The sequence below is a fragment of the Shewanella schlegeliana genome (genome assembly GCF_016765635.1).
Classification (GTDB): Bacteria; Pseudomonadota; Gammaproteobacteria; order Enterobacterales; family Shewanellaceae; genus Shewanella; species Shewanella schlegeliana.
In genome coordinates this window covers 97,954-122,218 of record NZ_JAESVD010000006.1, presented here as the reverse complement: position 1 = coordinate 122,218, position 24,265 = coordinate 97,954, and the positions used below count along the sequence as shown (strand labels likewise).

23 protein-coding genes are annotated in these 24,265 nt (G+C 44.0%); 14 read left to right on the top strand and 9 right to left on the bottom strand.

Annotation, left to right across the window (positions count from 1 at the left end; genetic code table 11):
• The first annotated feature begins 19 nt into the window (after positions 1–19).
• The 6 genes from JMA39_RS11785 to JMA39_RS11760 all read left to right on the top strand — a co-directional run bounded on the left by JMA39_RS11785 (position 20) and on the right by JMA39_RS11760 (position 5,311).
• Complete coding sequence (locus tag JMA39_RS11785; protein WP_202722279.1) at positions 20–841, top strand: alpha/beta fold hydrolase; 822 nt, start codon at positions 20–22, stop codon at positions 839–841.
• Between the two features lie 250 nt (positions 842–1,091).
• A complete protein-coding gene (can, locus tag JMA39_RS11780; RefSeq protein ID WP_202722063.1) occupies positions 1,092–1,706 on the top strand; it encodes a carbonate dehydratase in 615 nt (204 codons plus the stop codon).
• 201 nt (positions 1,707–1,907) lie between these two features.
• Positions 1,908–3,092: an 8-amino-3,8-dideoxy-alpha-D-manno-octulosonate transaminase KdnA gene (gene kdnA, locus JMA39_RS11775; RefSeq protein WP_202722062.1), complete on the top strand. Its 1,185-nt coding sequence runs from the start codon at positions 1,908–1,910 to the stop codon at positions 3,090–3,092.
• Positions 3,093–3,172: 80 nt separating this feature from the next.
• The gene (gene kdnB, locus JMA39_RS11770; RefSeq protein WP_202722061.1) at positions 3,173–4,243 is read left to right on the top strand and encodes a 3-deoxy-alpha-D-manno-octulosonate 8-oxidase KdnB; all 1,071 of its coding nucleotides are present in this window, start codon (positions 3,173–3,175) and stop codon (positions 4,241–4,243) included.
• Between the two features lie 68 nt (positions 4,244–4,311).
• A complete protein-coding gene (kdsB, locus tag JMA39_RS11765) occupies positions 4,312–5,049 on the top strand; it encodes a 3-deoxy-manno-octulosonate cytidylyltransferase (protein WP_202722060.1) in 738 nt (245 codons plus the stop codon).
• Positions 5,050–5,062: 13 nt separating this feature from the next.
• Entirely contained in the window at positions 5,063–5,311 is a 249-nt protein-coding gene (locus JMA39_RS11760) for a DUF2897 family protein (RefSeq protein WP_202722059.1), read from the top strand.
• Between the two features lie 117 nt (positions 5,312–5,428).
• Here JMA39_RS11760 and JMA39_RS11755 read toward each other — a convergent pair whose 3' ends face one another.
• From JMA39_RS11755 to dapA, 4 genes are all read right to left on the bottom strand, one after another.
• A complete protein-coding gene (locus JMA39_RS11755; protein WP_202722058.1) occupies positions 5,429–8,521 on the bottom strand; it encodes an efflux RND transporter permease subunit in 3,093 nt (1,030 codons plus the stop codon).
• On the bottom strand, positions 8,518–9,606 hold the full coding sequence (locus JMA39_RS11750; RefSeq protein ID WP_202722057.1) for an efflux RND transporter periplasmic adaptor subunit: 1,089 nt from the start codon (positions 9,604–9,606) through the stop codon (positions 8,518–8,520). Before JMA39_RS11750 ends, JMA39_RS11755 begins: the two co-directional genes overlap by 4 nt.
• 325 nt (positions 9,607–9,931) lie before the next feature.
• Entirely contained in the window at positions 9,932–11,029 is a 1,098-nt protein-coding gene (gene bamC / locus JMA39_RS11745) for an outer membrane protein assembly factor BamC (protein WP_202722056.1), read from the bottom strand.
• Between the two features lie 3 nt (positions 11,030–11,032).
• Complete coding sequence (gene dapA, locus JMA39_RS11740) at positions 11,033–11,917, bottom strand: 4-hydroxy-tetrahydrodipicolinate synthase (RefSeq protein WP_202722055.1); 885 nt, start codon at positions 11,915–11,917, stop codon at positions 11,033–11,035.
• A 241-nt stretch (positions 11,918–12,158) separates the two neighbouring features.
• On the opposite strand from dapA, the gene JMA39_RS11735 reads away from it, so the two are divergent.
• Complete coding sequence (locus JMA39_RS11735) at positions 12,159–12,695, top strand: glycine cleavage system protein R (protein ID WP_202722054.1); 537 nt, start codon at positions 12,159–12,161, stop codon at positions 12,693–12,695.
• A gap of 18 nt (positions 12,696–12,713) precedes the next feature.
• A complete protein-coding gene (gene bcp / locus JMA39_RS11730; RefSeq protein ID WP_202722053.1) occupies positions 12,714–13,184 on the top strand; it encodes a thioredoxin-dependent thiol peroxidase in 471 nt (156 codons plus the stop codon).
• Positions 13,185–13,232: 48 nt separating this feature from the next.
• Here bcp and JMA39_RS11725 read toward each other — a convergent pair whose 3' ends face one another.
• A complete protein-coding gene (locus JMA39_RS11725) occupies positions 13,233–13,847 on the bottom strand; it encodes a LysE/ArgO family amino acid transporter (protein WP_202722052.1) in 615 nt (204 codons plus the stop codon).
• A 130-nt stretch (positions 13,848–13,977) separates the two neighbouring features.
• On the opposite strand from JMA39_RS11725, the gene JMA39_RS11720 reads away from it, so the two are divergent.
• Positions 13,978–14,868, top strand: a complete 891-nt coding sequence (locus tag JMA39_RS11720; RefSeq protein WP_202722051.1) for a LysR family transcriptional regulator ArgP — start codon at positions 13,978–13,980, stop codon at positions 14,866–14,868.
• A gap of 66 nt (positions 14,869–14,934) precedes the next feature.
• On the opposite strand, the gene JMA39_RS11715 is transcribed toward JMA39_RS11720, so the two are convergent.
• Positions 14,935–16,047: an AI-2E family transporter gene (locus JMA39_RS11715; RefSeq protein WP_202722050.1), complete on the bottom strand. Its 1,113-nt coding sequence runs from the start codon at positions 16,045–16,047 to the stop codon at positions 14,935–14,937.
• An 89-nt stretch (positions 16,048–16,136) separates the two neighbouring features.
• Positions 16,137–16,352 (bottom strand): sulfurtransferase TusA family protein, encoded by a 216-nt coding sequence (locus tag JMA39_RS11710; RefSeq protein ID WP_202722049.1) that lies wholly within the window; start codon positions 16,350–16,352, stop codon positions 16,137–16,139.
• A gap of 111 nt (positions 16,353–16,463) precedes the next feature.
• Between JMA39_RS11710 and bepA the strand changes: the two genes are divergently transcribed.
• From bepA to JMA39_RS11690, 4 genes are all read left to right on the top strand, one after another.
• Positions 16,464–17,924, top strand: a complete 1,461-nt coding sequence (bepA, locus tag JMA39_RS11705; RefSeq protein ID WP_202722048.1) for a beta-barrel assembly-enhancing protease — start codon at positions 16,464–16,466, stop codon at positions 17,922–17,924.
• Positions 17,925–17,997: 73 nt separating this feature from the next.
• Positions 17,998–18,348 carry an arsenate reductase (glutaredoxin) gene (gene arsC, locus JMA39_RS11700; protein WP_202722047.1) on the top strand — a complete coding sequence of 117 codons (351 nt, stop codon included), beginning with the start codon at positions 17,998–18,000 and terminating at the stop codon, positions 18,346–18,348.
• 12 nt (positions 18,349–18,360) lie between these two features.
• Positions 18,361–18,732 carry a DUF2069 domain-containing protein gene (locus tag JMA39_RS11695; protein ID WP_202722046.1) on the top strand — a complete coding sequence of 124 codons (372 nt, stop codon included), beginning with the start codon at positions 18,361–18,363 and terminating at the stop codon, positions 18,730–18,732.
• A gap of 175 nt (positions 18,733–18,907) precedes the next feature.
• Complete coding sequence (locus JMA39_RS11690; RefSeq protein ID WP_202722045.1) at positions 18,908–20,839, top strand: PKD domain-containing protein; 1,932 nt, start codon at positions 18,908–18,910, stop codon at positions 20,837–20,839.
• Between the two features lie 78 nt (positions 20,840–20,917).
• Here the strand turns inward: JMA39_RS11690 and hda are convergent, their stop codons facing one another.
• Positions 20,918–21,628 (bottom strand): DnaA inactivator Hda, encoded by a 711-nt coding sequence (gene hda, locus JMA39_RS11685; RefSeq protein ID WP_202722044.1) that lies wholly within the window; start codon positions 21,626–21,628, stop codon positions 20,918–20,920.
• 73 nt (positions 21,629–21,701) lie between these two features.
• On the bottom strand, positions 21,702–22,814 hold the full coding sequence (locus JMA39_RS11680; protein WP_202722043.1) for a DUF2066 domain-containing protein: 1,113 nt from the start codon (positions 22,812–22,814) through the stop codon (positions 21,702–21,704).
• Between the two features lie 177 nt (positions 22,815–22,991).
• Between JMA39_RS11680 and JMA39_RS11675 the strand changes: the two genes are divergently transcribed.
• Positions 22,992–24,248 carry a uracil-xanthine permease family protein gene (locus tag JMA39_RS11675; RefSeq protein ID WP_202722042.1) on the top strand — a complete coding sequence of 419 codons (1,257 nt, stop codon included), beginning with the start codon at positions 22,992–22,994 and terminating at the stop codon, positions 24,246–24,248.
• Positions 24,249–24,265: the final 17 nt, after the last annotated feature.

Below are 24,265 nucleotides of genomic sequence, written 5' to 3'. Positions count from 1 at the left end.
GAACATGACAGAAACAACCATCCCGTACGCTCAATACAGACAACAATTAACCATTGATGGCAGCGAGCTAAGCTTCCTCGATATAGGCCAAGGACCTGTATTGCTTTTGGGGCACAGTTACCTGTGGGATAGCGATATGTGGGCGCCGCAGATAGCTCACCTCAGTCAGCACTTCCGCTGTATCGTACCGGACCTTTGGGGACATGGCTTTTCAGGCGCGCTACCTAGCAACACTCGTAACCTAAGAGATATAGCCGACCATATGCTGTTGCTTATGGATCATCTTCAAATCGAAAAATTCTCAGTAATTGGCTTATCAGTTGGTGCCATGTGGGGAGCAGAACTTGCGCTTAAAGCCCCTACTCGCGTGCAAAGCTTAGTTATGTTAGGCAGCTTTATCGGTTATGAGCCTGAAATCACACGTGATAAATATTACGCCATGCTCGAAGTCATCAAGAATGAACAAACAATTTCAAACAAAATCATCGACACGATTACGCCGCTCTTCTTTGCTAATCAAGCCAAAGTCGAATTAGTCGAGACTTTCAAGCAGAAGTTAACGCACTTCGACAGCGGTAATATCGACAACCTATACCAGATAGGCAGAATGATTTTCGGACGCCGTGACACCATGGATGATGCCCACCTGCTTACCCTACCTTGTTTAATCATGACTGGAGTCGAAGATAAAGCGCGCAGCGTATTAGAAGGTTATTTGATGCATGATGCCATCGATGGTAGCGAATACGTACATATTCCCGATTGCGGTCATATTTCAAGCTTAGAGCAAGCAGAATTTATTAATCAACGTCTTAGCCATTTTTTATCGACTAATTCCTGAGCACAATTGCGGCTAGCAACGCTTTCACTCAGTGCTTAGGTTCAGTTTTAGCAAGGCATTTTCAAACAAGCCTAAGCACAATGTTATATTAAGATATTTGCAACACTCGCACACCAAAAGCAACATTATTAACAAATATTTAAGATTACTATTCTATAGTACTGAATAGACCAGCTAGGTTAGGTTAGGTTACAGTGATAAACTTAGCCTGCATTCAAGTTAATCTTAACTGAGCAAATATAAGGCCCAAATGAAACTACTAAAACCGCTTTTTGAAAATAATCGTCGCTGGGCAGGCCGGATCTTAGAAGAAGATCCAAAATTCTTCGAACAACTCGCCAAACAGCAAACGCCTGAGTATTTATGGATTGGCTGCTCCGATAGTCGTGTCCCTTCCAATCAGATCATTGACTTGATGCCAGGCGAAGTTTTTGTCCACCGTAATATCGCCAATATGGTCATTCATACCGATTTAAACTGCTTATCGGTACTGCAGTATGCTGTCGAGGTGCTTAAAGTAAAGCATATTATGGTTGTTGGCCACTATGGCTGTGGCGGTATTAAGGCCTCAATGGGCACCGACAGATTAGGCCTTATCGATAACTGGCTAGGTCATATTCGCGACGTATATCGCTTGCATAACGCCGATCTTGATAATATGGACGAGTCTGAGCGCTTCGATCGCTTGTGCGAACTGAACGTTATGGAACAGGTTGCCAATGTAACCAGCACCACGATTGTTCAAGAAGCGTGGGCAAGAGGTCAAGATGTCGCCATCCATGGTTGGATCTACAGCGTAGAAAACGGTTTGCTTTCCGATTTAGATGTTACCGTTAATAAAGAAACCGCTAAACAAGATAGCTAGCAACGCCTAGTTTTTAAACATAATAAAAAGGGTTATCTCAAGCGATTTGCTGAGATAGCCCTTTTTTTTAGCAATCGTTACTAAATTTTTACTAAATATGAGAAAAATCGTAAGAATTCTCGCAGTTACCTCTCCTACACAGTTATAATCGGTTATTTATTTTTGGCGTAATTTAGCGCAGTGAACACTAAGGAAATATCCATGCCTGGTTTTGAATTATTTGGTCCTGAAGAGAAACAAGAAGTCGCGGATGTAATGGAGAATGGCTTTACCTTCCGTTATAACTTTGATCATATGCGCAACGACCGCTGGAAAACCCGTGAAATGGAAGCTCTGCTGTGCGAAAAGATGAATGCCAAGCATGCGCATTTAGTCTCTAGTGGTACAGCTGCCTTACAAACGGCAATGGCTGCAGCTGGTATTGGTGCCCGCGACGAAGTTATCGTGCCGCCATTTACCTTTGTCGCATCAGTTGAAGCCGTCTTTATGGCGGGGGCTGTTCCAGTATTTGCTGAGATCGATGAAACACTATGTCTTTCTCCAGAAGGTATCGAAGCGGCAATCACACCAAAAACTAAGGCGGTTAACTTAGTTCATATGTGTGGCTCTATGGCTAAAATGGATGAGATCAAAGCCATCTGTGCCAAGCACAACTTAGTGCTACTCGAAGATGCCTGCCAAGCTATTGGTGGCAGTTACAGAGGTCAAGCACTCGGTACTATCGGTGATGTCGGCTGTTACTCTTTTGACTCGGTGAAAACCATCACCTGCGGTGAGGGTGGTGCCGTTATTACCAACAATGAAACCATTTACAACTATGCGCATATGTTTTCTGATCATGGTCACGATCACGTTGGTAATGACCGCGGCGCCGAAGGCCACCCCATTATGGGACTGAACTTCCGTATCTCTGAGATGAACTCGGCAATGGGTCTAGCGCAGTTACGTAAGCTAGACAAGATCATCGACATCCAGCGCACCAACAAAAAGTTAATTAAAGATGCGATGGCTGAGATCTCCGAAGTGTCTTTCCGCGAGATCCCCGATGTTGAAGGCGATTCAGCAGGCTTCCTAACCTTCTTTATGCCAACTGAAGAACGTACTATCGAAGTCAATAAGAGATTGGCTGAAAATGGCGTCGATGGTTGCTTCTACTGGTATATCAACAACTGGCATTATTTATCAAATTGGAAGCATATCCAGGAGCTTAAATCTCCTTCTGCGCTCCCGATAACACTTATTGAAGACAGACCGGATTATACTAACGTGTCTGTGCCTAAGTCTGATGCAATTATGAGTCGTACTATCTCAATGCTTATCAAACTGTCATGGACTGAGGAAGAAATTAAGCAGCGCATCGAAAATATTAAACGCGCTTTCGCTTAAGCAACAACGAGTATCCGTCGCGCCGAGGATTTCGACGCGATGGCACATTTTAAATTAATGGCCCAACGGAGAATGTCGGAATGAGTTTTAAGAATTTCAAATGTGTACCAAAAATGATTTTTGGTCGCGGTTCATTTGTTCAGCTAGATCAAGTGCTAGCAGAAGAGCGTAAGCTAGAAGATGATTTTGTGGTATTTTTAGTTGATGATGCACATCAATCAAAACCACTAGGTCATCGTGTTCCAGCCAAAGCACAAGACTTACTCATTTATGTCAATGTGGACGACGAACCCACGACAAAACAAGTTGATGCTCTAACTGAGCAAGTTCAAGCCTTTAATAACAAGTTACCAGTCAGTATTGTTGGCCTTGGTGGTGGTTCGACCCTAGACTTGGCAAAGGCTGTATCGCTGATGCTAACAAACCCCGGCGGAAGTGCCGAATACCAAGGTTGGGATCTCATTAAGAACCCCGCTATTCACCATATTGGTATTCCAACGGTATCGGGAACAGGCGCAGAAGCATCACGTACTGCGGTACTTTGTGGACCAGTACGTAAACTAGGCTTAAACTCTGATTACACAGTGTTTGATCAGATCATTATGGATTCTGAGCTTATCGCTGGCGTGCCAACAGACCAGTGGTTCTACACAGGTATGGATTGCTATATCCACTGCGTTGAGTCACTCGAAGGCACATATTTAAACGAATTTGCTAAAGCATTTGCCGAAAAATCGATGGATCTTTGCCGTGAAGTCTTCCTAGACGATCATGAAGAGAAAGACGACAAGCTGATGATGGCATCTTATATGGGTGGTATGAGTATCGCCTATAGCCAAGTTGGCGCGTGTCATGCCGTATCTTATGGTCTAGGCTATGTACTAGGCTACCATCATGGGATCGGTAATTGCCTAGCATTTGATGTACTTGAAGAGTTCTACCCAGAAGGTGTTGCTGAATTCCGTAAGATGATGGATAAACACAATATCGTTCTGCCGAAGAACATCTGTAAGGATCTTCCTGACGAAACTATCGCTAAGATGGTTGCCGTCACCAAGAGCATGGGGCCACTTTGGGACAATGTTTACGGTGAGGGCTGGGAAGAAAAAGTCACCGACGAAATGCTGACTAAGCTATTCCGTCGTATCTAAACTCTAGCGTAAGCATAGAATGGGCTTCAAAAAGAAGCCCATGATACTTTTTTAAGTAGGTAAATTGAATGAATGTAACCTTATTAATCCCTGCTCGTTACGGCTCTAGCCGTTTCCCTGGCAAGCCATTGGCGCCGATTAACGGCAAGCCAATGATCCAGCATGTCTACGAGCGCGCTGCTTTAGCAAAAGGGCTTAAAGACATCTATGTCGCCACCGATGATGAGCGCATTAAAGACGCTGTAGAAGGTTTTGGTGGCAAAGTTGTTATGACAGGTGCAGATGCCGCATCGGGTACAGACCGTATCGACGATGCAATTACTCAGCTAGGTCTTGCTGATGATGATCTCGTCATTAACTTGCAAGGCGATCAACCACTTATTGATCCAATCTCTATTGAGCAACTTGTTAGCCTTTGTGAACGCCACCCAGGCGAATTTGATATGGCAACATTAGGTGTTGCGATTACTGACGAAGCTCAGATTAATGATCCTAACCATGTGAAAATGGTATTCGATAATAATTTTAATGCGCTCTATTTTTCTCGTGCAACGATTCCCTTTGGTCGTGACAACAGCGATTACCCGGTATACAAGCATCTAGGTATTTACGCATATACACGCAAATTTGTTCAGACATTCGCAAAGCTTCCACTTGGCCGCTTAGAAGATCTTGAAAAACTTGAACAGCTTAGAGCGCTCGAATACGGCTACAAAATCAAAGTTGCCATCAGCGCCTTCGATTCACCTGAAGTAGATACCCCTGAAGATATCCGCATTTGCGAAGCTAGACTTGCTGTAGACTAATTGAGGTTAAGTGATGTCAGATCTTGAAGTGGGTTTATTGATTTTACTGGTGCTCGGAGTGATCGCCAGTAACCTTGCGGTCTTAAAGTACAGTGCTAAACACAAGATGACGCAATTTGGTAAAAATCATCACGACAAAAAACTTTCTGAAAAAGAAGGATCTGAACAGGAAGAAAGTGTTCAAAGCCGTGATACCACAACAAGTAATGATACGCCCACTAATAATCACTCAGGTCAGAGCGATAAGACAGGCAAGTCATAAAGAGATAAGTCATTGTAACTAGGCAACAAATAGTAGCCAGTTAAATTTTTATTCACAAAAAAGGCGCTCATAGCGCCTTTTTTCTTTCTCAAAAACTCATCTTGGGTTAACTCGACGCTATTGAGACAACTCCTTTTCAAGTTGCTTGGCTATCGCCTCTGGAGAACTGGTATTTTTAGCTAATAACGAATAAGCGACAGGAATGACAAACAGTGTAAAAAATGTCGCTAAGGTGATCCCAGAAAGCACAACCACACCAATAACAAAGCGAGTTTCCGCCCCCGCCCCCTCGGCAAGTACTAGCGGCACAGCACCCGCAGCAGTGGTAATCCCCGTCATTAAGATGGGTCTAAGCCGTTGGCTCGAAGCCTGAATGATCGCTTGCTGAAATTCAAATCCTTTATCTCTTAGCTGATTCGCAAATTCGACAATTAAAATACCATTCTTTGCAGCCAGGCCCACCAGCATAATAATGCCTATCTGACTGTAAATATTGAGACTCTGATCTGTTAGCCATAAGCCAATTAAGGCCCCAAGCGTAGCCAAGGGCACTGTCAACATAATCACCAGTGGATGAATGTAACTTTCAAACTGCGCCGCAAGCACTAAGAATACGATGCCTAAGGCTAAGATAAACACAAAGTACATCGAATTGCCTGAGTCTTGATAATCCAGTGATTGCCCTTTATAGCTAACAATCGCCTCGGTAGGCAGATACGCATGGGTCAAATCATTGAGGTAATCTAACGCTTCGCCTAGGCTGTAGCCATCGGCCAAGTTGGCCTCAATGGTAATAGCCCGCATCCGGTTGTAACGATTTAGCTGACTGGCATCCGCAAACTCCTCTATAGAGATAAGGTTGGATAGAGGAATAAGCTCCTTGCTCCTATCGGAACGCACATAGATATTTTCTAGATCATTGGCGGTATTTTGATTATCTCGGTTACCTTCGATAATCACATCATACTCTTCACCATCTCTCATAAAAGTCGTCACTAAGCGTGAGCCTAACATCGATTCAAGTGTACGACCGATATGGGAAATCGACACACCCAGTGCTGCGGCTCTATCTTTATCGATCACCACTCTAAGCTGCGGTTTCGTCTCATTATAATCATGATCTAAACCCACTAGATTTGGATTTTCTTTCGCTTTCTCAATAATAATGTCACGCCACCTAGCCAGTTCTTCATAACTTGGACCACCTAGGACAAACTGCACAGGTTTACCCACTCCTCGTCCAAAGGCTTGTCGCATTACAGGAAAGGCGCGCACACCGGCTAAATCTGACAAGCGACCGCGGATATCACCGATAATCTCAAAAGCACTACGTCTGACCGCCCAATCCTCCAAGACGATAATCGCCATACCATTTGAGAAGTTTGCGCTACGGCCAAATCCACGGGGAGCACGAATAAGCAGGCGCTTAATTTCCCCCGCCTCAACTAGCGGCATCAAGCGATTTTCAATCTCATCCATATAGGACTCAATATATTCAAAGCTCGCCCCTTGGGGGCCATTAACGATTAAGAACATTGAGCCTCTATCTTCTCTCGGTGCAAATTCCTGAGGCACCTCTTTTGCAAGAAATGCACTGCTCACCAGAGCAACGAGAATTAATGAAGAGACTAAAAATGGATGGCGCATAGCCTTGGCGAGAATGGCGCGATAATGGTTTGACAAGCTATCCATTCCCGCATCAATTTTACGCACTAACCAAGGATCTTGCCCTGAGGGCTTAAGTACCTTTGAGCACATCATAGGGCTTAGGGTCAAAGCCACAATACTGGAGAATATCACCGCTGCGCTCATGGCAACCGCGAACTCTTTAAACAGCTTCCCCAAATCCCCTTCTAAAAAGGTTATCGGCATAAATACCGCGACTAGCACTAAGGTGGTCGCCACCACGGCAAAAGCCACTTCACGAGCTCCCAAGTACGCCGCTTTTAATGGTGAGTCTCCCTCCTCTATTCGCCTATGAATATTTTCAAGAACCACAATGGCATCGTCAACGACCATGCCGATTGCCAAAATCATTGCCAGCAGCGTCAATAAGTTAATGGTGTAACCTAAGGCAAACAGTACGATAAATGTCGCCATCAAAGATACAGGCACCGTTAAGGCTGGAATGAGCATGGCGCGTACGCTGCCAAGAAATAGGTAGATCACCACTATCACCAGAAACATCGCAATAAACAGCGTCTGGTATACCTCTTTGACCGATGCTTCAATAAACACCGAGCTATCATAGGAGCGCTTGATCTCCATGCCGGCAGGTAGCGTTGGATTGAGCTGATCGACTAACTTGTTAGCGGCACGGGCAACATCGAGTGTATTAGCCGTTGATTGCTTTGATACACCAAGACCTATCATGGCTTCGCGGTTGCCCCTAAAGGTAATACGCTCCTCTTCAGAGCCTATTTCAACTCTTGCAACATCACCCAATTTAACTAAGTAACCATCTTCCCCCTCTGCCAATACCAAGTTGGCAAAATCATCAGATGTTTTAAAACTTCGCTCTAGGCGCACAGTAAAGTGGCGCTCTTTAGATTCGACACTACCGGCTGGAAGTTCTACGTTTTCCGAGCGCAGTGCCGCTTCCACATCGGCAACGGTTAAATCTCTTGCCGCGAGTGCCTGTCTGTCGATCCACACCCGCATAGCATAGACTTTACCTCCACCTAGGCGCATATTGGCCACCCCATCAATCACCGAAAAGCGATCGATTAAGTAACGCCTTGCATAATCGGTCAGTTGAAGTGTGGTCATCTGATCGGAAACCAGGTTTAACCACATGATGACTTCATCGCCGCCATTGGCTTTTTGTACCTCTGGCGGATCGGCTTCCTCCGGCAAATTATTTAACAGACCCGAGACTCTGTCTCTCACATCATTTGCCGCGGCCTCGATGTCACGACCTACATCAAACTCCAGAGTCACGTTCGAGCGTCCGTCACTGCTCGATGAACTGATATGCTTGATGCCCTCAACACCACTAATCCTGTCTTCGACAAGCTGGGTAATGCGACTCTCAACCACCGCAGCACTTGCGCCGCGATAATTTGTTTGTATCGACACCACTGGTGGGTCAATATTGGGGTACTCTCGCAACGGCAGCTTTTCAAACGCAACGAGTCCAAAAATAATCAGCAAAATGCTGATCACCGAAGCGAAAACCGGTCGCTTAACCGAGATATCAGTTAAGATCATGCCACAGGCTCCACACTCGCTTGCTTAAGAAAACTAAAACGCTCGCTAAAGGTCACCTTAACCTTATCGCCTGGGCGCACCTTTAATAATCCGCGGATCACGACCTGTTCATTTAGCGCTACGCCATCTAAGATCTCGACCCAACCTCGCTTACGAAGACCTAAAGAGACCTGCTTCTGTGTTATCACCCCCTCCTCATTAACCAAGTAAACATAGTGCCTATCTTGAATGGGAATAATTGCAGACTCAGGTAAGATCAGCGCATCTCGACTGGTTTTAATCAACTTAACCTTCATCAACATCCCTGGCAGTAAACGCTGCTTAGGGTTGGGGAGTTCAGCTCTGACAATCACCGCACGAGTCGTTGGGTTTATGCGGCTGTCGATTGAAACAACCTTGCCCTTAAACACCTCACCATCGAACGCAACCGCAGTCGCTTCGACGGTTTTGCCCAGTGCCAATGCTTGTAGAAAGCGTTCTGGCACTGAAAAATCAAGTTTAATAACAGAAATATCATCTAATGTGGTAATGGCGTTGCCAGGAGAGACCAGCGCGCCTACGCTCACCTGACGTAAACCAAGTGAGCCCGAAAATGGCGCGATGATGCGTCTATCACTCAATGCTGACTCAGCCTGAGCAAGTTCGGCTTTCGCCGTATCGATAAGTGTTTGCAGTCTATCGCGTTCCAGTTCGGCGATAGTTTGGCTCGTGACTAAGGTGCGAATACGTTCGAGCTCTCGCTGATGATCCTTTACTTTTACTTTCGCCACGGTGACACGGGCGCGCTGTTCACTATCTTGAAGCTGTACCAATAAGCGACCTTTGCTAACTAAATCACCGTCATCGAAATTTACCTTTGTGACCACATCAGTCACTTTTGGTGTCACGGTAATCGATTCATTAGCTTTACTCGTGCCGAGGGCTTCAACCTCGTCACGAATCGCTTGCATCGATGCCTTAGTCACAACTACGTTAGGTGTGGGCCGCGCTCTATTAACTTTTTCGCTCGGGAGTTGTTGTTGGTAGAAATAAGCACCTGCGGCGCCAATTAATGCGAGGAAGATTATTATTATTATTTTTTTCATGAGTGCCCTGACAGACGACTATATCCAATTCTGTCTAGTTTACCTTGATACAAACTGGCTTCAATACGTTTTACTTTTTCTTACAAATTACACACTTGAGTCACACTCGTTCGGTGGCGATGCAAAACAGGATATTACCAACAATATTGAAGCAATATTGGTTAATCAGCGGCTGCGGGAGGATAATTAATGGGCATGAACTATTTAACAAGCAGAAAGTGTCTTTAGAGAGTATGGCGACAATAGAAAGGTGACTGTCACACCTGAGATGTATAAATAACAAAAAAGGAGCCTAGGGCTCCTTTTCTTTTGGTTGATGACGAATTTAACGCACTTTACGATCTTCTTGCATTAACTCTGAGAAACCATCATAAACAGCGGTAACAACCTCGTTTGATAGAGGTTCATTCTTCGCATTCAATAGGTGGATTTCTGTTTTATCATCAATGCCATCTTTTAGTTCAATACGGTATGAACCCGCCTCGATTGGCAGCTCTTTCTCGCTCCAGAGTGAACTCCAGAAGCCTGAGTCATCGGTGACGTTGATATAAAGCAAGCCTTTGTTGCTGTCCATATCGACAATTTCAAAGCCCATCTCTGGTAATACGATACGTAGACGATCCCAAGTACGTTTAAACTCAGCATCGGCTAGCCAATACGCCTGCTCTTCAGCCTCACTTATTAGGTTAACATCGATACCTAGACTTTGCTTAAGACGCTTAGCCTTCAGTGCCTTAGCACGTTCAATGCTGATATAGCTAATCGAGTCATTCAATCTATCGATAGTATAGCGACGCTTATCTTCGCCACTTAGTAAAATGTCCTGTAGATCGCCATCATAGCTCTCTTCATGTTCAATAAGATCAATAGTTAAATTACCACTGCGACCATGGGGACGAACATCTACATGGTACATATAGCGCTGCTTGAGCTTATAGACCTTATCACTTCCCCAGAGGCTTGACTCAATCACTTGGTCACTCTCGATCCAATCAGTCTCTAGTGTGCCTTTGTCGTAATCTTCACTGCGTAACGAAATCGATTTGCTGGCGAAGTACTCTTTTAGCACCTCGAAAAGCTCTTGCTTAAGATCGATATCATTATCAATCGACTCAACAACGATTTTGATATTATCACTGCCCTCTTCTACACGGGTACCTTCTGCCATTGGCAATACCTGTAGCGGCGGACGAATATCTAATTTTTTACCCACTAAGCTCTGGTCGACTTTACTGCCTACAGCAGGAATATCATACTCCTTGCTATATGTCGGCTTATGTAAGCCAGCTGGAATAACGAGCTGTGGCTCGACAGTGAGATCTTGATAGTTCTGATCTGTGTCGTTAGCCTGCCTTCTGTCAATCGGCGTACTACATGCAGTAACGGCTGCAACTAAAATCAGTGGTGATATTTGCTTTAGCATTTATTATTTAACCTCTATTCGGGCATTTTTCATCGCTTCTAGCAACAGACCATGAAACTCGGTAGAAAGTTCAGTCAAAGGCAAACGAATTGTTCCATTGCTAATGAGTCCCATACGATGGGCAGCCCATTTTACAGGGATAGGATTGGCTTCGCAGAACAGTACACTAAACAACTCTTTAATCGATTCTTCTGCGGTAAGTGCTGCAGGGATGTCGCCAGCTAAAGCCGCATCACACATGGCTTTAAACTGCTTAGGTACGATATTGTTAGCAACAGAGATGACGCCATTGCCGCCTAAAGAGAGAAACTCTCTTGCGGTTGCATCATCGCCACTATAAAGAAGAAAATCATCACCACATAATTGACGTAACTCTTTTACGCGAGAAAGATCTCCCGTTGCCTCTTTAACACCAATGATATTACTAATTCCGGCTAGTTCAGCAACGGTTTCAGGACGCATATCAACAGCGGTTCTTCCCGGCACGTTATAAAGAATTTGCGGCACATCAGTGCTTGCGGCAACCGCGGTATAATGAGCAATAAGCCCCTTTGGGGTAGGCTTATTATAATATGGGGTAACACCTAGCATTGCCGCTACGCCCGTATTAGATAGACCTTTAGTCAGCTCTATTGCTTCAGCGGTTGCATTGGCGCCATTACCGCCAATAATTGGAATTCGACCTGCGGCAAACTTCACTGTCTGCTCAACAACAGCAATATGCTCTTTAGCAGGCAATGTGGCTGACTCACCAGTTGTGCCTACCGCTACGATGGCATCTGTACCTTGGGCGATATGGTACTCAACTAAACTTTCAAGACTTTTATAATCAACTGTGCCGTCACTATTCATTGGTGTGACTAAGGCTACGATGCTTCCGTATATCATGTATATTCCCCAAGGGTTCAGGACAGGCTATGGTACTGATGCAATCCACTAAAAACAAGCACTACGACGCAAGACTTAAGCATATTCATCATCAAGTTGAAACATATTAAATATGCTACAGGATCACAATGACAAGGGTCGCATTCTGATTAAGTTGTGATAGCATTAGCCACCGCACAAAAAAACGTTATTTATTTGACGCTTTTTTTTAAGTCTAACTAATAAGAAAATGGGGTATTAAATGTCCAATCACTTGGTCGTTACTGCAATGGGGGCCGACCGTCCAGGTATTGTAAGTAAGTTTGCACGACTCGCTAGTGAGTGTGACTGCGATATCGTTGATAGTCGCATGGCACTTTTTGGTAATGAATTTACCCTAATTATGATGCTTTCCGGATCATGGCCATCAATCACTAAAATTGAGTCGATGTTACCAAGCTTAAGTGTCGAACTAGAATTATTGACGGTTATGAAGCGCACGTCGAAACACACACCACAAAACTACATCTCTAGCTTAGATGTTAACTTCAGTGGTCATGATCAGCGTGGCACAATGAAAAAGATCACCCAGTTTTTAGCTGACAGATCATTAGATCTTGCTGCGGTGAAGTCTCATGCAGAAGAAGACGCTACTGGTAAGCCAACACAAAATATTAGTTTAACTATCAATGTGCCTGAAAAAGTTGACTTAGATAAACTCGAAATTGGTATAAACGAATTAGCAGAAGAATTAACGCTCGAGTGTACGATTGAACGTATACAAGGCGTCGAAAGCTAAACTTTTAAGGATTAGAATATGAAAACCTTAACCGTTGGCGACAATGCGCCACTTTTTACCCTACAAAACCAAAGAGACGAAACCATTAGTCTTGCAGAGGCATTGAAAACAGGCCCTGTACTGGTTTACTTCTACCCAAAGGCGTCGACGCCTGGTTGTACGATACAAGCCTGTGGTCTTAGAGACAGTATGGCCGAGCTTAACGAGTTATCTGTGACAGTGTTGGGGCTAAGCCCAGATCCTGTTGCTAAACTTGCTAAGTTTTCTGACAAGCAAGCACTTAACTTCTCTCTATTGAGCGATGAAGATCATGCAATAGCCGATGCGTTTGGTGTCTGGGGTGAAAAGAAGTTCATGGGTAAAGTCTATGACGGCATTCATCGCTTGAGTTTCTTGATCGGCCAAGATGGTAAGGTGGCTCATGTGTTCAATAAATTCAAAACGAAAGAGCATCACGAAGTTGTATTAGCACACCTTAAAAATAGCTGATATTGCCCGTAAAAAAAGGAGCCATTGGCTCCTTTTTTTACGCAGGTTTTATGCAAGATAGGGATAAATCAATGCTGCGGCAATTGACCACATGGTGATGCAGATAAACCTATCGAGGTAACACCAAGCTTTTGGCTTTTTAAACACAGGGCTTAAATATTTAGCACCTAGGCTTAAACTAAAAAACCAAACGAAGGATGCCAATACCGCTCCCGCACCAAACCACTGTTTGTCCGTTCCCTCAAATTGCACGCTAATACTGCCGAGTAACACCACTGTGTCTAAGTAAAGGTGCGGATTGAGTAGGCTAATCGCCAGAGTCGTTAATATCGCCTTCTTTAAACTATCGGCAGCTAACGTCTCATCGCTCTCCATTCTCGACTCACTAAAAGACGATTTGAGGGCACCATAACCATAAATAAGCAGAAACAGCGCTCCACCAAAACTGGCAATATCCTTAATCAGTGGGAAAGCCAAGATAAGGTGGCCTAATCCTGCGACACCAGCGGTTATCATGACCGCGTCGATAAAGGAGCAGATAGCCGCTATCGGTAACGAATGCGACCGTTTAAGCCCTTGTTTTAAAACAAATGCATTCTGTGCACCTACTGCCATAATTAGGCTTCCGCCAATTCCCATCCCCTGAATAAATGCTGTCTGCATATCTGCCTCAAAACGAACTAAATTTTAATAGCGCAAGAATAATGCTGAGCAAAAAATAAGTACAACTAATAAATTTAATAATGTATAAGTAAAACTTATCTCGATTGAGACTTATTCTAAGGAGCTACAGATGTTTGATTACGCCCACCTTAAAGCCTTGTCAATTGTCGTGTCTCAAGGTGGATTTGATAAAGCAGCACAACATCTGTATATCAGTCAATCAGCAGTATCACAGCGGATCAAACAGCTTGAAGATAAAGTAGGACAAGCCCTACTCGTTAGGTCAAACCCAGTTGTCGCTACGGAAACGGGTAAACGACTACTCAGACATTATGCTCAAGTACAACTGCTCGAGAGTGAGCTTCGCTCTGAAATGGATGTGGACGACCCCTCGCTTCCAACCATAGTTAGAATTGCGGTTAATGCCGATAGCCTCGCGACATGGTTTCTTCCTGCATTAACCGAGACATTTAAATATCATAAATGGTTATTAGAACTCGTTGTTGATGATGAGGCTTACACACATCACCTTTTAAAAAATGGTGAAGCTGTTGGATGTGTAACGACCACACAGCTTGCCCTATCAGGGTGTAGCAGTGAATACCTTGGCAATATGGAGTATCAATGTGTCGCAACACCAGCATTTATCGAGCAGTATTTTCAATCTGATCTGGCTACTGATGACATTGCGCATGCTCCTGCGGTAGTGTTTTCAACTAAAGATAAACTTCACGACAAGTTCTTAAGCTTTTACTTTGATATCAATGACAAGAGTTGGCGGGAACACAAAATTCCCTCTTCCGAGAGTTTTCTTGAAGCCATAAGAATGGGACTGGGTTATGGCTTAGTGGCCCACTTACAGGCTAAACCCCTACTCGAGAAAGGCGAGCTGATAGAAATTTTTCCCCATAAACGCATGCAGGTACCACTATATTGGCAACATTGGAACATTAAGGCGAAGCAAACTAGCATCATTTACCGTGCATTAGCCACGAGTGCCAAAGAACTGCTACTGACCTAAATCGGCTTCATATAAGTTGCCTCATTAAAAAAGGGGCCTTAGCCCCTTTATCTAGCAAATACGATGCTATTTGCTGTCATGTAATACTCTTTCACCGGTCTGAGACTCATCTTGATTCTCATCAATTTGAATCGGTACAGGCCAAGCATTGATGACAGCCTTGACTAACGAGGCGAGCGGAATCGCAAAGAATACCCCCCAAACGCCCCATAAACCGCCAAATATCAGCACCGCAGCAATAATAAATACCGGGTGTAGATCGACAGCATCTGAGAATAAAATCGGGACTAATACGTTACCGTCTAAGGCTTGAATAATCCCATAGCCCACCATTAGATAGCCAAACTCAGGACTAATTCCCCACTGCACAAATGCGACTAAAGCGATAGGGAGAGTCACTAATGTTGCGCCGACATAAGGAATAAGTACCGACAGTCCAGTCAACACGCCAAGTAAGGCGGCATAACGCAGATCCATTACGGCAAAGAAGATATAACTGACCACGCCGATGATAACAATCTCGATGACTTTTCCGCGAATGTAATTAAAAATCTGTTGATTCATCTCATTCCAGACCTTACGCGCTAAATCACGATTGGTAGGAAAGAAACGCTTACTGCCTTTTATCAGTTCATCTTTATCTTTTAAAAAGAAAAACACTAATAAAGGGATTAATATCGCATACACCATCAGCACTAATAGTGATGCAGAGTATCCCAAAAGTTGCTTACCTATATCCAGCAGATGCTGGGTATCTAACAGCTTCTTAAGTTCTGCAACCATGGTGTCTAGCTGACTTGGATTAACAAACTGGGGATATCGATTAATATAGAGTTGGACGGTATTCAGGCCTTTATCGATCATGCTCGGTAAATCTGCCATCAAGTTTACACCCTGACGCCAAATACTCGGTACGAGACCAAAACTAATTAACAGCATTAAACCGATAAACAGAACAAGAACTAAAGAAGCGGCTGTAGGTCTATTGATCCCGATTCGGGCCATCTGAGCAACGGGCCACTCAAGGAGAAATGCCAATACCAGTGCAATCAGTAATGGGGCTAATAAGCCACCGGCAAAATATATCGCGAGCGCAAAGCCCACTAAAATGAGTACTAAGGTTACAGCTTGTGGATCACTAAAACGTTCTTTATACCAACGGCTTAAAACAGATAACATTCATACTCCCTAGCTAGACGACTGAGTGACTCCTTGCAGCCATCGTTAAAATGATATTTCACTCAATGTAAAATTGTATAAACTCTCTTTTACTTAGACACTGTTATAGACAAAATGGCGTCATTATCTTGCTCGACTGTATGACAATATCCCGCTTTTTTAAGATAACGGGGAACATCTTGCCTAGAACCAGGGTCAGATAATACAACACGAATGCAGTCGCCCGCAGAAAGTTGCTTGAGAGCAAGCTTGACTTTAACTAGCGGTAACGGACAACGATATGGCGTTAAATCAATAATAATCATAATGAACTTGCTATATCCAATCTAAGACCATTATCCTAATAAGCAACGCAAACCACAAGCAAGCATTGTGAATTGCTAATAACAGAAGCATAGCCCAAATTAAGGATCCGCTTGAGTAAATCAACTTTATCACAATCCATTATCGCTGGTGCCCTGTCTTTTATTTTATGTACAAGCTCAGCAGTCACTTATGCCAATAATGACTTACCTGACTTAGGCACTGCAGCTGTTAATACTTTCAGTTTGGAAAAAGAGACTGAAGTCGGTGATGCCTATATGCGGGTGATCCGCGGCTCAGCTCCAATGCTTAATGATCCTGTGTTAAACCAATACCTAACAGAGCTAGGTAATAAACTGGTCGCTCATGCAACTGGTGTAAAAACACCATTCTATTTTTTCTTATTAAGAAACGATGAGATCAACGCATTTGCTTTTTTCGGTGGACATGTCGGAGTTCATACAGGCTTATTTCTCAATGCAGATACTGAAAGTGAGTTGGCCTCAGTCCTAGGTCACGAGATCACTCACGTTACCCAGCGCCACCTAGCACGCTCAATTGAGGCGCAGCAAAAAACGTCTCCAGCGACTATTGCAGGTATGCTCGGCGCTATCCTGCTAACGATTGCATCCCCTCAAGCTGGTATGGCTGCATTAGCAACGACTCAAGCTCTAGCGACGCAGTCAAAGATTAACTACACTCGCTTACATGAGAAAGAAGCTGACCGTATAGGGATGCAGGTCATGGTTGATGCAGGGTTTGACCCCAACGGAGCCTCGGACTTTTTCGGAAAGCTTGCAACTCGATATCGCTTCACCACTAAACCACCACAAATGCTACTGACTCACCCCTTGCCGGAATCACGGATCTCAGAGGCTCGAATTAGAGCCGAGCAATATCCTCATCGGCAGATCCCAGATAACCTTAATTTTCAGCTTGCGAAAGCACGAATTCAAGTCAGGTTTTCTGGTTACAGCGAGCAAGCAGCGCTTTCCATCTTTGATAAACAGTTAAAGCATCATCGCTATACATTTAAGAGTGCAGCACAGTATGGTAAGGCTTTGGCATTGTTTAGATTAAAGAAATATGACGAATCAGAAAAAATTATCGATGAACTATTAGCTAAGAGTCCCAATAACCTATTTTTTATCGATACTAAAACCGATCTGCTTAGTCAAAGAGGCGCACAGAAGGAAGCGATTACACTGTTATTAACTGAAAAGCAGTTGAAACCGACTTCTCAAGTGATTAATACCAACCTTGCAAACGTCTACATTGAAGATAATCAAGTCAGCAAAGCAATTCCTCTGCTTGAAGATCTAATCTTTCTCGATAAACAAAACCAGCTACCCTACTTCTTATTGAATGAAGCGTACAAGAAAAATGGTAACAAGGCGATGGAACACTTCGTCAAAGCGGAGTCGCTGGCACTGGTAGCCGATTATAAGACCGCTATTGACCAGCTCAATTTTGCTTACAAGGCTTCAAAAGGTGATGCGCTACAACTTGCGAGAATTGAAGCGCGGATAAGACAGTTTAGACAGGCTGAACGAGCCATAGAACAATTACAATAGCGCCAGTTTGATTGTGACTATGATCACAAAATAAAGTATCATGGTCACAATTTTCAATAACAATAAAAAGCATATGACAAACGTTACTATTTATCACAATCCAAGATGTTCCAAAAGCCGCCAAACTCTTGCCTTATTAGAAGAGAATAACTGTAACATTCATATCGTAGAATATTTAAAAACCCCTGTTTCCTCTGCTGAACTTACCGATATTTTAACAAAACTCGATATTAGCCCACGAGCACTGATGCGAGTCAAAGAAACCGAGTATAAAGAGTTAGCTTTAGCCGATTCATCGCTAACCGATGAGCAATTAATCCAAGCTATGCTCACGACGCCAAAACTTATTGAGCGTCCAATTGTATTAGCAAATAACAAGGCCGCGATTGGCCGACCTCCAGAAAATGTACTCTCTATTTTATAAGTGAGGCCTACCATGAACTCAACCACCCTATTTAAGCTCTGCCGCACGGGTTATGTGGCATTGGTCATGTTGTTAGGGGCATGGTTCATACGCCAAGGGCTAACTGGCGAATATTCGATGCTATTTAGTCTACTCTGGCTAGTACCGCTATTGCTCCCTCTAAAAGGGATCTTAACTGGCAAACCCTACACCTATGCCTGGGCTAGTTTTATCTTGTGCCTTTATATGTTACATGGACTGACCTTAGTCTATGTGACCGAAACTGACACCCTATTCGCGATCATTGAGTGCTTGCTGATAGCTTGCCTACTCATTGGCTTTCCTTTTTATGCACGGATCCGCGGCCGTGAACTCGGCCTTGGCTTAAAGAAAAAGAAAAGCTAACCCATTCATTAATGAAGACGGGCTTTGACTCGTCTTCGATTTTCCGATTGTCATATCGCGATTTCACGCCAAAACCCTAACAAATCATTAAACTATCCTTTGTTTGTGCAACAATTGCCGTGCTATATTGCCTACTTAACCTGCAATAAAAACAATAAAAATAAAGGATAAATTTATGCAACGATCCTTAAGTTACCTATTGATAAGTGCCCTCGGATTAACAGCCTGCGGTGGAAGTGGCGATAACTCCAGTGGCGGTATAGTGACTCCCCCGCCGGTTGTGCCCGATGGTTTAGTGCGTTGTGACGCACAATCTCAGCACAATCAAATCAGCACCTCTTCCGATCTTATGTTTATTACTGAGGCACATTACAAAGCGGGCCAACCCGCAGCCGTCATCGCAACTATCAAAGGTAAAAATGTCTCGGACTATCAGTACAATTGGACTCAAACCAGCGGCCCGAATCTCATTTTAATCAGCAATAAAAGTCCGGTTTTGGCTTTTACAGCCAGTGAAAGTGGTAACTACAAGTTTGAATTAACAGCAGTCAGCAGCCAAGCATCTTATACAGAATCAATAGAGATAAGCATAGATGCAGCAAATTCAGCTCAACTTGCCATACGAGTAGATCACCAAGCCAGTGAAGGCAATTCTGTTAGCTTTAGAATCGATACCCCAGATGTCAACACGCCTTCACAAATTAGTTGGTGTGTGGCTGCAGGCCCGGATCTTAATGTTGATATTAGCAGTCCGGAAATCGCTTTATTCACCGCCCCGAGTGTCGCAGAGGACACCCTATCCACTCTAAGAGTCTCGGCTGTTATCGACGGTCAGTCAGTTACCGATGATGTACAGTTGCTGATCACTAAAGAGGACGCCATCACCTCCCAGTATTTTGATGAAAGAGTGGCAAAAACCTTCGCCTATAAGGATAACTCTCCATATAAAAATGACCTACAGGCGTGTGTATATTCCAATCAGCTTCAGCAAAGTTGCACTATAGCCCGTCTGCCGTTAATCGGTCAGCAAGCCAGTATCGACAAGCAAGCAATATTGGACAGAGTGTTAGTATCCCATCAGTGGATGGGGCAGAACTTTGAGTACTTCCTTGAAAACCTTGATCCCAACAGCGATTTCGCCACCCTGTTACAATCTGTCACGGCTATTGTGATTAGTTATGATGTGCGTCCCTCTTTTTATTGGGTTCTTACTGGGGCCATCTACTTAGATCCAAACGATCTATGGCTATTAGCAGAGGAGCGCGACACCATCAATGAAGCTCCTGATTATCGCAGTGGTTTTGGCAATGATTTGAATTTTTTGATGCCCTGGCGATATGTTAAGAATAACAGCTACACCTCTTATGTTGTGCCAAGAAGCGTCCGTACCGACCGTACACCTCAAGAGCTGATGCCAGATCTCGCATCGCTTCTCTACCATGAACTTGCACACGCAAATGATTTTTTCCCGCGAAGCGTACATGCTAGTTTGTCTGGGCCAACACTGCTTGATGACTACCTTCGCCGAAGCGATGCAGAACAACTGGTTTCCGATCAGCTCATTGAGCTTTATCCCTTAGCAAGCCAAGAAATGGTCAATTTAGCTGAAGTCAGCTTTAAAGGTGAAACGGCTAATGACACTCAAAAATCCTACATTGCTAGTGATATCAGCAGCTTCTTTTCGCCTGACCGCGCCACAGATTACTATGCCTACTCAACTAGACGTGAAGATGCGGCAATGTTATTCGAAGAAGCCTTGATGAGCCACAGATACGCCATACAACGAGACGTCGCTGTTACCGATAAGCCTGATAATCCGACAGCGAGTAGCATTACCGTTGACTGGGGCCAGCGTGGAAGAATTGGTGATATAAAACTTGAGAGCCGAGCCGCATTTGTCATTGACCAGATGATGCCTGAACTTAATGGGCTCTCTTTGGTTAGTGATTTGCCGACTCCGATAGAGATGAAACAGGGGCAGTCTTGGTCAGATAACTTAACCATCTCTCCAGTTAATAGCCCACAGCTTTATAGAGTTGCACCTAAAGCAAATTCCTCTCCAGAGCTACGATTAAGTGGAGATAGACATGTAAGGCCTGTCGATTAAAGACGAAATAAACACTGAAAACAGAAAGCCCAGATAATGACTATTATCTGGGCTTGTTTATTTAACGAAATCACGCAGCTAGAGTCGCAACATCTCCTTAACAAAAGGGATGGTCAGTTTTCGCTGATGTACCATAGAGGCCTTATCTAGTCTATCTAGTACATCAAATAAAGTTCTTAAATCTCGAGCTAAACGATTCAGTAGGAAACGTCCAACATCTTCAGGAAGTTGCAGGCCACGCATAGCCGCTCTACGCTGCAGTGCAGCTAGCTTTTCATCATCAGCCATAGGCTGCAGCTGATAATTGAGTCCCCACTGCATACGAGACACGAGATCTGGTAGTGAAAAACCACTGTCACTAGGTGAAACACTTGCACTTACGACTAGCGCACAGGTTTTCTGTTCTGAAATTCGATTATACAAATCAAATATTGCTTCTTCCCACAGAGGGTGGCCTGCTATTGCGTCAACATCATCGATACAGACTAAATCCAGTTTTTCTAAACCTTCTAATAAAGCTGTAGAGATACTTGCATGGATCCCAAGGGGAATATAGAAACTACTTCGCCCGAGGTCGTTGGCGTGAGCACAGGCAGCATGCATAAGATGGGTTCGCCCTGATTTTTCAGGCCCCCACAAAAATACAGCACCATCTGACTTGCCTTCAGCACAATCTTGTAAACTTTGGATAAGCTCATCGTTACCCGCTGCAGGGTAATAACTATTGAAAGTTTCATCATCTGGTAGATGAACTGGCAGTGATAATTGTAAAGGAGAGTTTAACTTCACTCAGGTACTTCTCAAGGACGCAATATTTCTATATTAGACACACATGGTAGCATGTGTGTCTCATGATTGGGAGCTATTGCCCTTTCCAATAATAGATCTGTGTCTCTTTCTGGGGTGCTTCTACCGCTTCTACCGACGAGTAATCAAGGTTTTGTTGATTATTTGACTCAATCGCCCCCACTTGAGGGTCGAGAGACATCAGTCTATGTAGATCGGCTTCATCGCCAAATAGAGCTAAATTAAACTCAACTGTTTGTCCTTGAATACTGGCTATACTGGCTGACTTAATCGCACTTAGTTGAGCAAGGAATCGCTCAATTGCCACAAGCTGCTTGATATCCGTCACATCAACAAAAGCAATTTTTGTGGTATTACGCTCACCCGAATCGGCAATCGCGTACTGGCCAACATAATATTCACTGGTTGCAGCCACTATCGCGGTAACAGCATCTTCAACGGTCGCCGCTTCACCACTACTGGTAATAAGCGATGTCATCTGCAGCGCTTGCGGATCTTTGTCTCTTGGATACAGTCCCATCTGATACTGGTACACAGCTCCTTGAGGTTCGATTGTGGCAATTAAAAAATAATTTGCCTTATACCTTAGCGAGGCATTGGCAATGTTGTCAGTAAAACGTCCCCTAACATCGTTCACCCCCACCTTCATCGAGTCATCAAGATCCATCAAAGGAAACAACAAGGGAACTGCGCGGCTCGTTGACTGAGAATCAAATGTGTTGCGGCTAGAAGAAATCGCGCCGTCACTTAATATTTCGCGTTCGCCATTTTCATTAATAACCAGCCAAACTAGGGTTAATGGACGCTGTTTACCCCATACAGGTAAACCCGCATCCCTTAGTAGTCGAATAATGCGTTTATGGTCAAAATTCACCTTCAGATACAACTCACCGGCATCTTCAAAATAACCATACTGAGTCATTAACGAGCTAGCACTCTTTAACTGTTTTTGAACTACAGGATTGATTAAGGCCGCCTGTGTGCCAGAGTTTTTCAAAATTACAGCCTCAAAGGCCTGCTTGATTCCCTCACTTCTCAGTGTTGTAGCTCTTGATTCAATAGAGACTGCGGCTTCATCAAGCGAACTGACATCTGCAGCATGTACAGATGCAGATAGACTCGCAAGAAAGGGAAAAATAACAAAAATACCTAATATGAATTTCAACATGTTTAAGATTCAAGGACGACTCAATAGGCAAAATTGTACCACATCTTTTATGCTTTAGGCCGAGTAAAAACCATCACGCCTTCGTAAAGCGCCCTTCATTTACCCAACCAAGGTCACACACATAAAACCTAAAAGCAGTTATCATTGATAGGTTTACATAAAATTAAGAGAAAAATAATGAAAAAATTAATGATGCCTTTGCAGGGAGCGCAAATGCTGTTTGTCGCCTTTGGCTCCCTGGTATTAATGCCCCTACTTACGGGCTTAGATACAAACGTCGCACTCTTTACCGCTGGCATTGGCACCCTGCTTTTCCAATTGATTACAAAACGTCAGATCCCTATCTTTCTTGCCTCTTCCTTCGCGTTTATCGCGCCTATTATGTATGGCGTACAAACTTGGGGGATCCCATCAACCATGGGCGGCTTAATGGCGGCAGGCGTGGTCTATGTTATTTTAGCGTCAGTAATAAAAGTCAGAGGTGGCGGTTTTATTAAGCGCCTGCTTCCGCCAGTTGTTGTCGGACCTGTCATTATCGTTATTGGTTTGGGTCTAGCCCCTGTTGCCGTTAATATGGCAGTCGGAAAAAGTGGTGATGGTAGCTTAGTGCTCGTTGAGCAGAATGTCGCGCTATTTATCTCCCTTGCATCATTATTTACCACTATCGCTGTCGCCATTTTCGCTAAAGGGCTATTAAAGCTAATGCCAATCCTTGCAGGTATTTCTGTAGGTTATGGTTTAAGCCTTGCTTATGGCATTGTTGATTTTACTCCTGTTAGAGAGGCAGCGTGGATCGCGATGCCAAACTTTGTCGCTCCCGAGTTTAACTGGCATGCCATTCTATTTATGATCCCAGTGGCAATTGCACCAGCAGTAGAACACATCGGCGATATTCTCGCTATCTCAAACGTGACCGGTAAAGATTACCTTAAAAAGCCGGGATTACACCGCACACTAGCAGGTGACGGCGTTGCGACCATAGCAGCCTCTGCATTTGGTGGCCCACCGAATACTACCTATAGTGAAGTCACAGGGGCGGTAACGCTCACTAAAAACTTTAATCCTGTCGTGATGACTTGGACTGCCATTACTGCGATTCTGTTCTCTTTTGTTGGCAAGCTCGGTGCGCTACTGCAGACGATCCCGGTACCAGTCATGGGCGGTATCATGTGCTTACTGTTTGGTTCAATTGCAGCTGTGGGACTTAACTCACTAATTAAGAATCACGTCGATATGAACGAGCCACGCAATCTGAGTATCGTTGGTGTCACATTAGTATTTGGTATTGGCGGAATGGCTTTTGGCATCGGCTCATTTAGCTTAACGGGGATCAGTCTTTGCGGTATCTTGGCTATTGGTATGAATTTATTACTACCGGATAATGCTGCCTCACATGAAAAAATTATCGCAGAGAAAATTAACCCTTCCTCATAATTTATTCTGTGTATTAA

What these genes read in the sequence shown, in the direction of transcription:
- can (WP_202722063.1), top strand. Translation starts at nt 1,092, where the DNA reads ATGAAACTACTAAAACCGCTTTTTGAAAATAATCGTCGCTGGGCAGGC.
- kdnA (WP_202722062.1), top strand. Translation starts at nt 1,908, where the DNA reads ATGCCTGGTTTTGAATTATTTGGTCCTGAAGAGAAACAAGAAGTCGCG.
- kdnB (WP_202722061.1), top strand. Translation starts at nt 3,173, where the DNA reads ATGAGTTTTAAGAATTTCAAATGTGTACCAAAAATGATTTTTGGTCGC.
- kdsB (WP_202722060.1), top strand. Translation starts at nt 4,312, where the DNA reads ATGAATGTAACCTTATTAATCCCTGCTCGTTACGGCTCTAGCCGTTTC.
- JMA39_RS11760 (WP_202722059.1), top strand. Translation starts at nt 5,063, where the DNA reads ATGTCAGATCTTGAAGTGGGTTTATTGATTTTACTGGTGCTCGGAGTG.
- JMA39_RS11755 (WP_202722058.1), bottom strand. Translation starts at nt 8,521, where the DNA reads ATGATCTTAACTGATATCTCGGTTAAGCGACCGGTTTTCGCTTCGGTG.
- JMA39_RS11750 (WP_202722057.1), bottom strand. Translation starts at nt 9,606, where the DNA reads ATGAAAAAAATAATAATAATAATCTTCCTCGCATTAATTGGCGCCGCA.
- bamC (WP_202722056.1), bottom strand. Translation starts at nt 11,029, where the DNA reads ATGCTAAAGCAAATATCACCACTGATTTTAGTTGCAGCCGTTACTGCA.
- dapA (WP_202722055.1), bottom strand. Translation starts at nt 11,917, where the DNA reads ATGATATACGGAAGCATCGTAGCCTTAGTCACACCAATGAATAGTGAC.
- JMA39_RS11735 (WP_202722054.1), top strand. Translation starts at nt 12,159, where the DNA reads ATGTCCAATCACTTGGTCGTTACTGCAATGGGGGCCGACCGTCCAGGT.
- bcp (WP_202722053.1), top strand. Translation starts at nt 12,714, where the DNA reads ATGAAAACCTTAACCGTTGGCGACAATGCGCCACTTTTTACCCTACAA.
- JMA39_RS11725 (WP_202722052.1), bottom strand. Translation starts at nt 13,847, where the DNA reads ATGCAGACAGCATTTATTCAGGGGATGGGAATTGGCGGAAGCCTAATT.
- JMA39_RS11720 (WP_202722051.1), top strand. Translation starts at nt 13,978, where the DNA reads ATGTTTGATTACGCCCACCTTAAAGCCTTGTCAATTGTCGTGTCTCAA.
- JMA39_RS11715 (WP_202722050.1), bottom strand. Translation starts at nt 16,047, where the DNA reads ATGTTATCTGTTTTAAGCCGTTGGTATAAAGAACGTTTTAGTGATCCA.
- JMA39_RS11710 (WP_202722049.1), bottom strand. Translation starts at nt 16,352, where the DNA reads ATGATTATTATTGATTTAACGCCATATCGTTGTCCGTTACCGCTAGTT.
- arsC (WP_202722047.1), top strand. Translation starts at nt 17,998, where the DNA reads ATGACAAACGTTACTATTTATCACAATCCAAGATGTTCCAAAAGCCGC.
- JMA39_RS11695 (WP_202722046.1), top strand. Translation starts at nt 18,361, where the DNA reads ATGAACTCAACCACCCTATTTAAGCTCTGCCGCACGGGTTATGTGGCA.
- JMA39_RS11690 (WP_202722045.1), top strand. Translation starts at nt 18,908, where the DNA reads ATGCAACGATCCTTAAGTTACCTATTGATAAGTGCCCTCGGATTAACA.
- JMA39_RS11680 (WP_202722043.1), bottom strand. Translation starts at nt 22,814, where the DNA reads ATGTTGAAATTCATATTAGGTATTTTTGTTATTTTTCCCTTTCTTGCG.
- JMA39_RS11675 (WP_202722042.1), top strand. Translation starts at nt 22,992, where the DNA reads ATGAAAAAATTAATGATGCCTTTGCAGGGAGCGCAAATGCTGTTTGTC.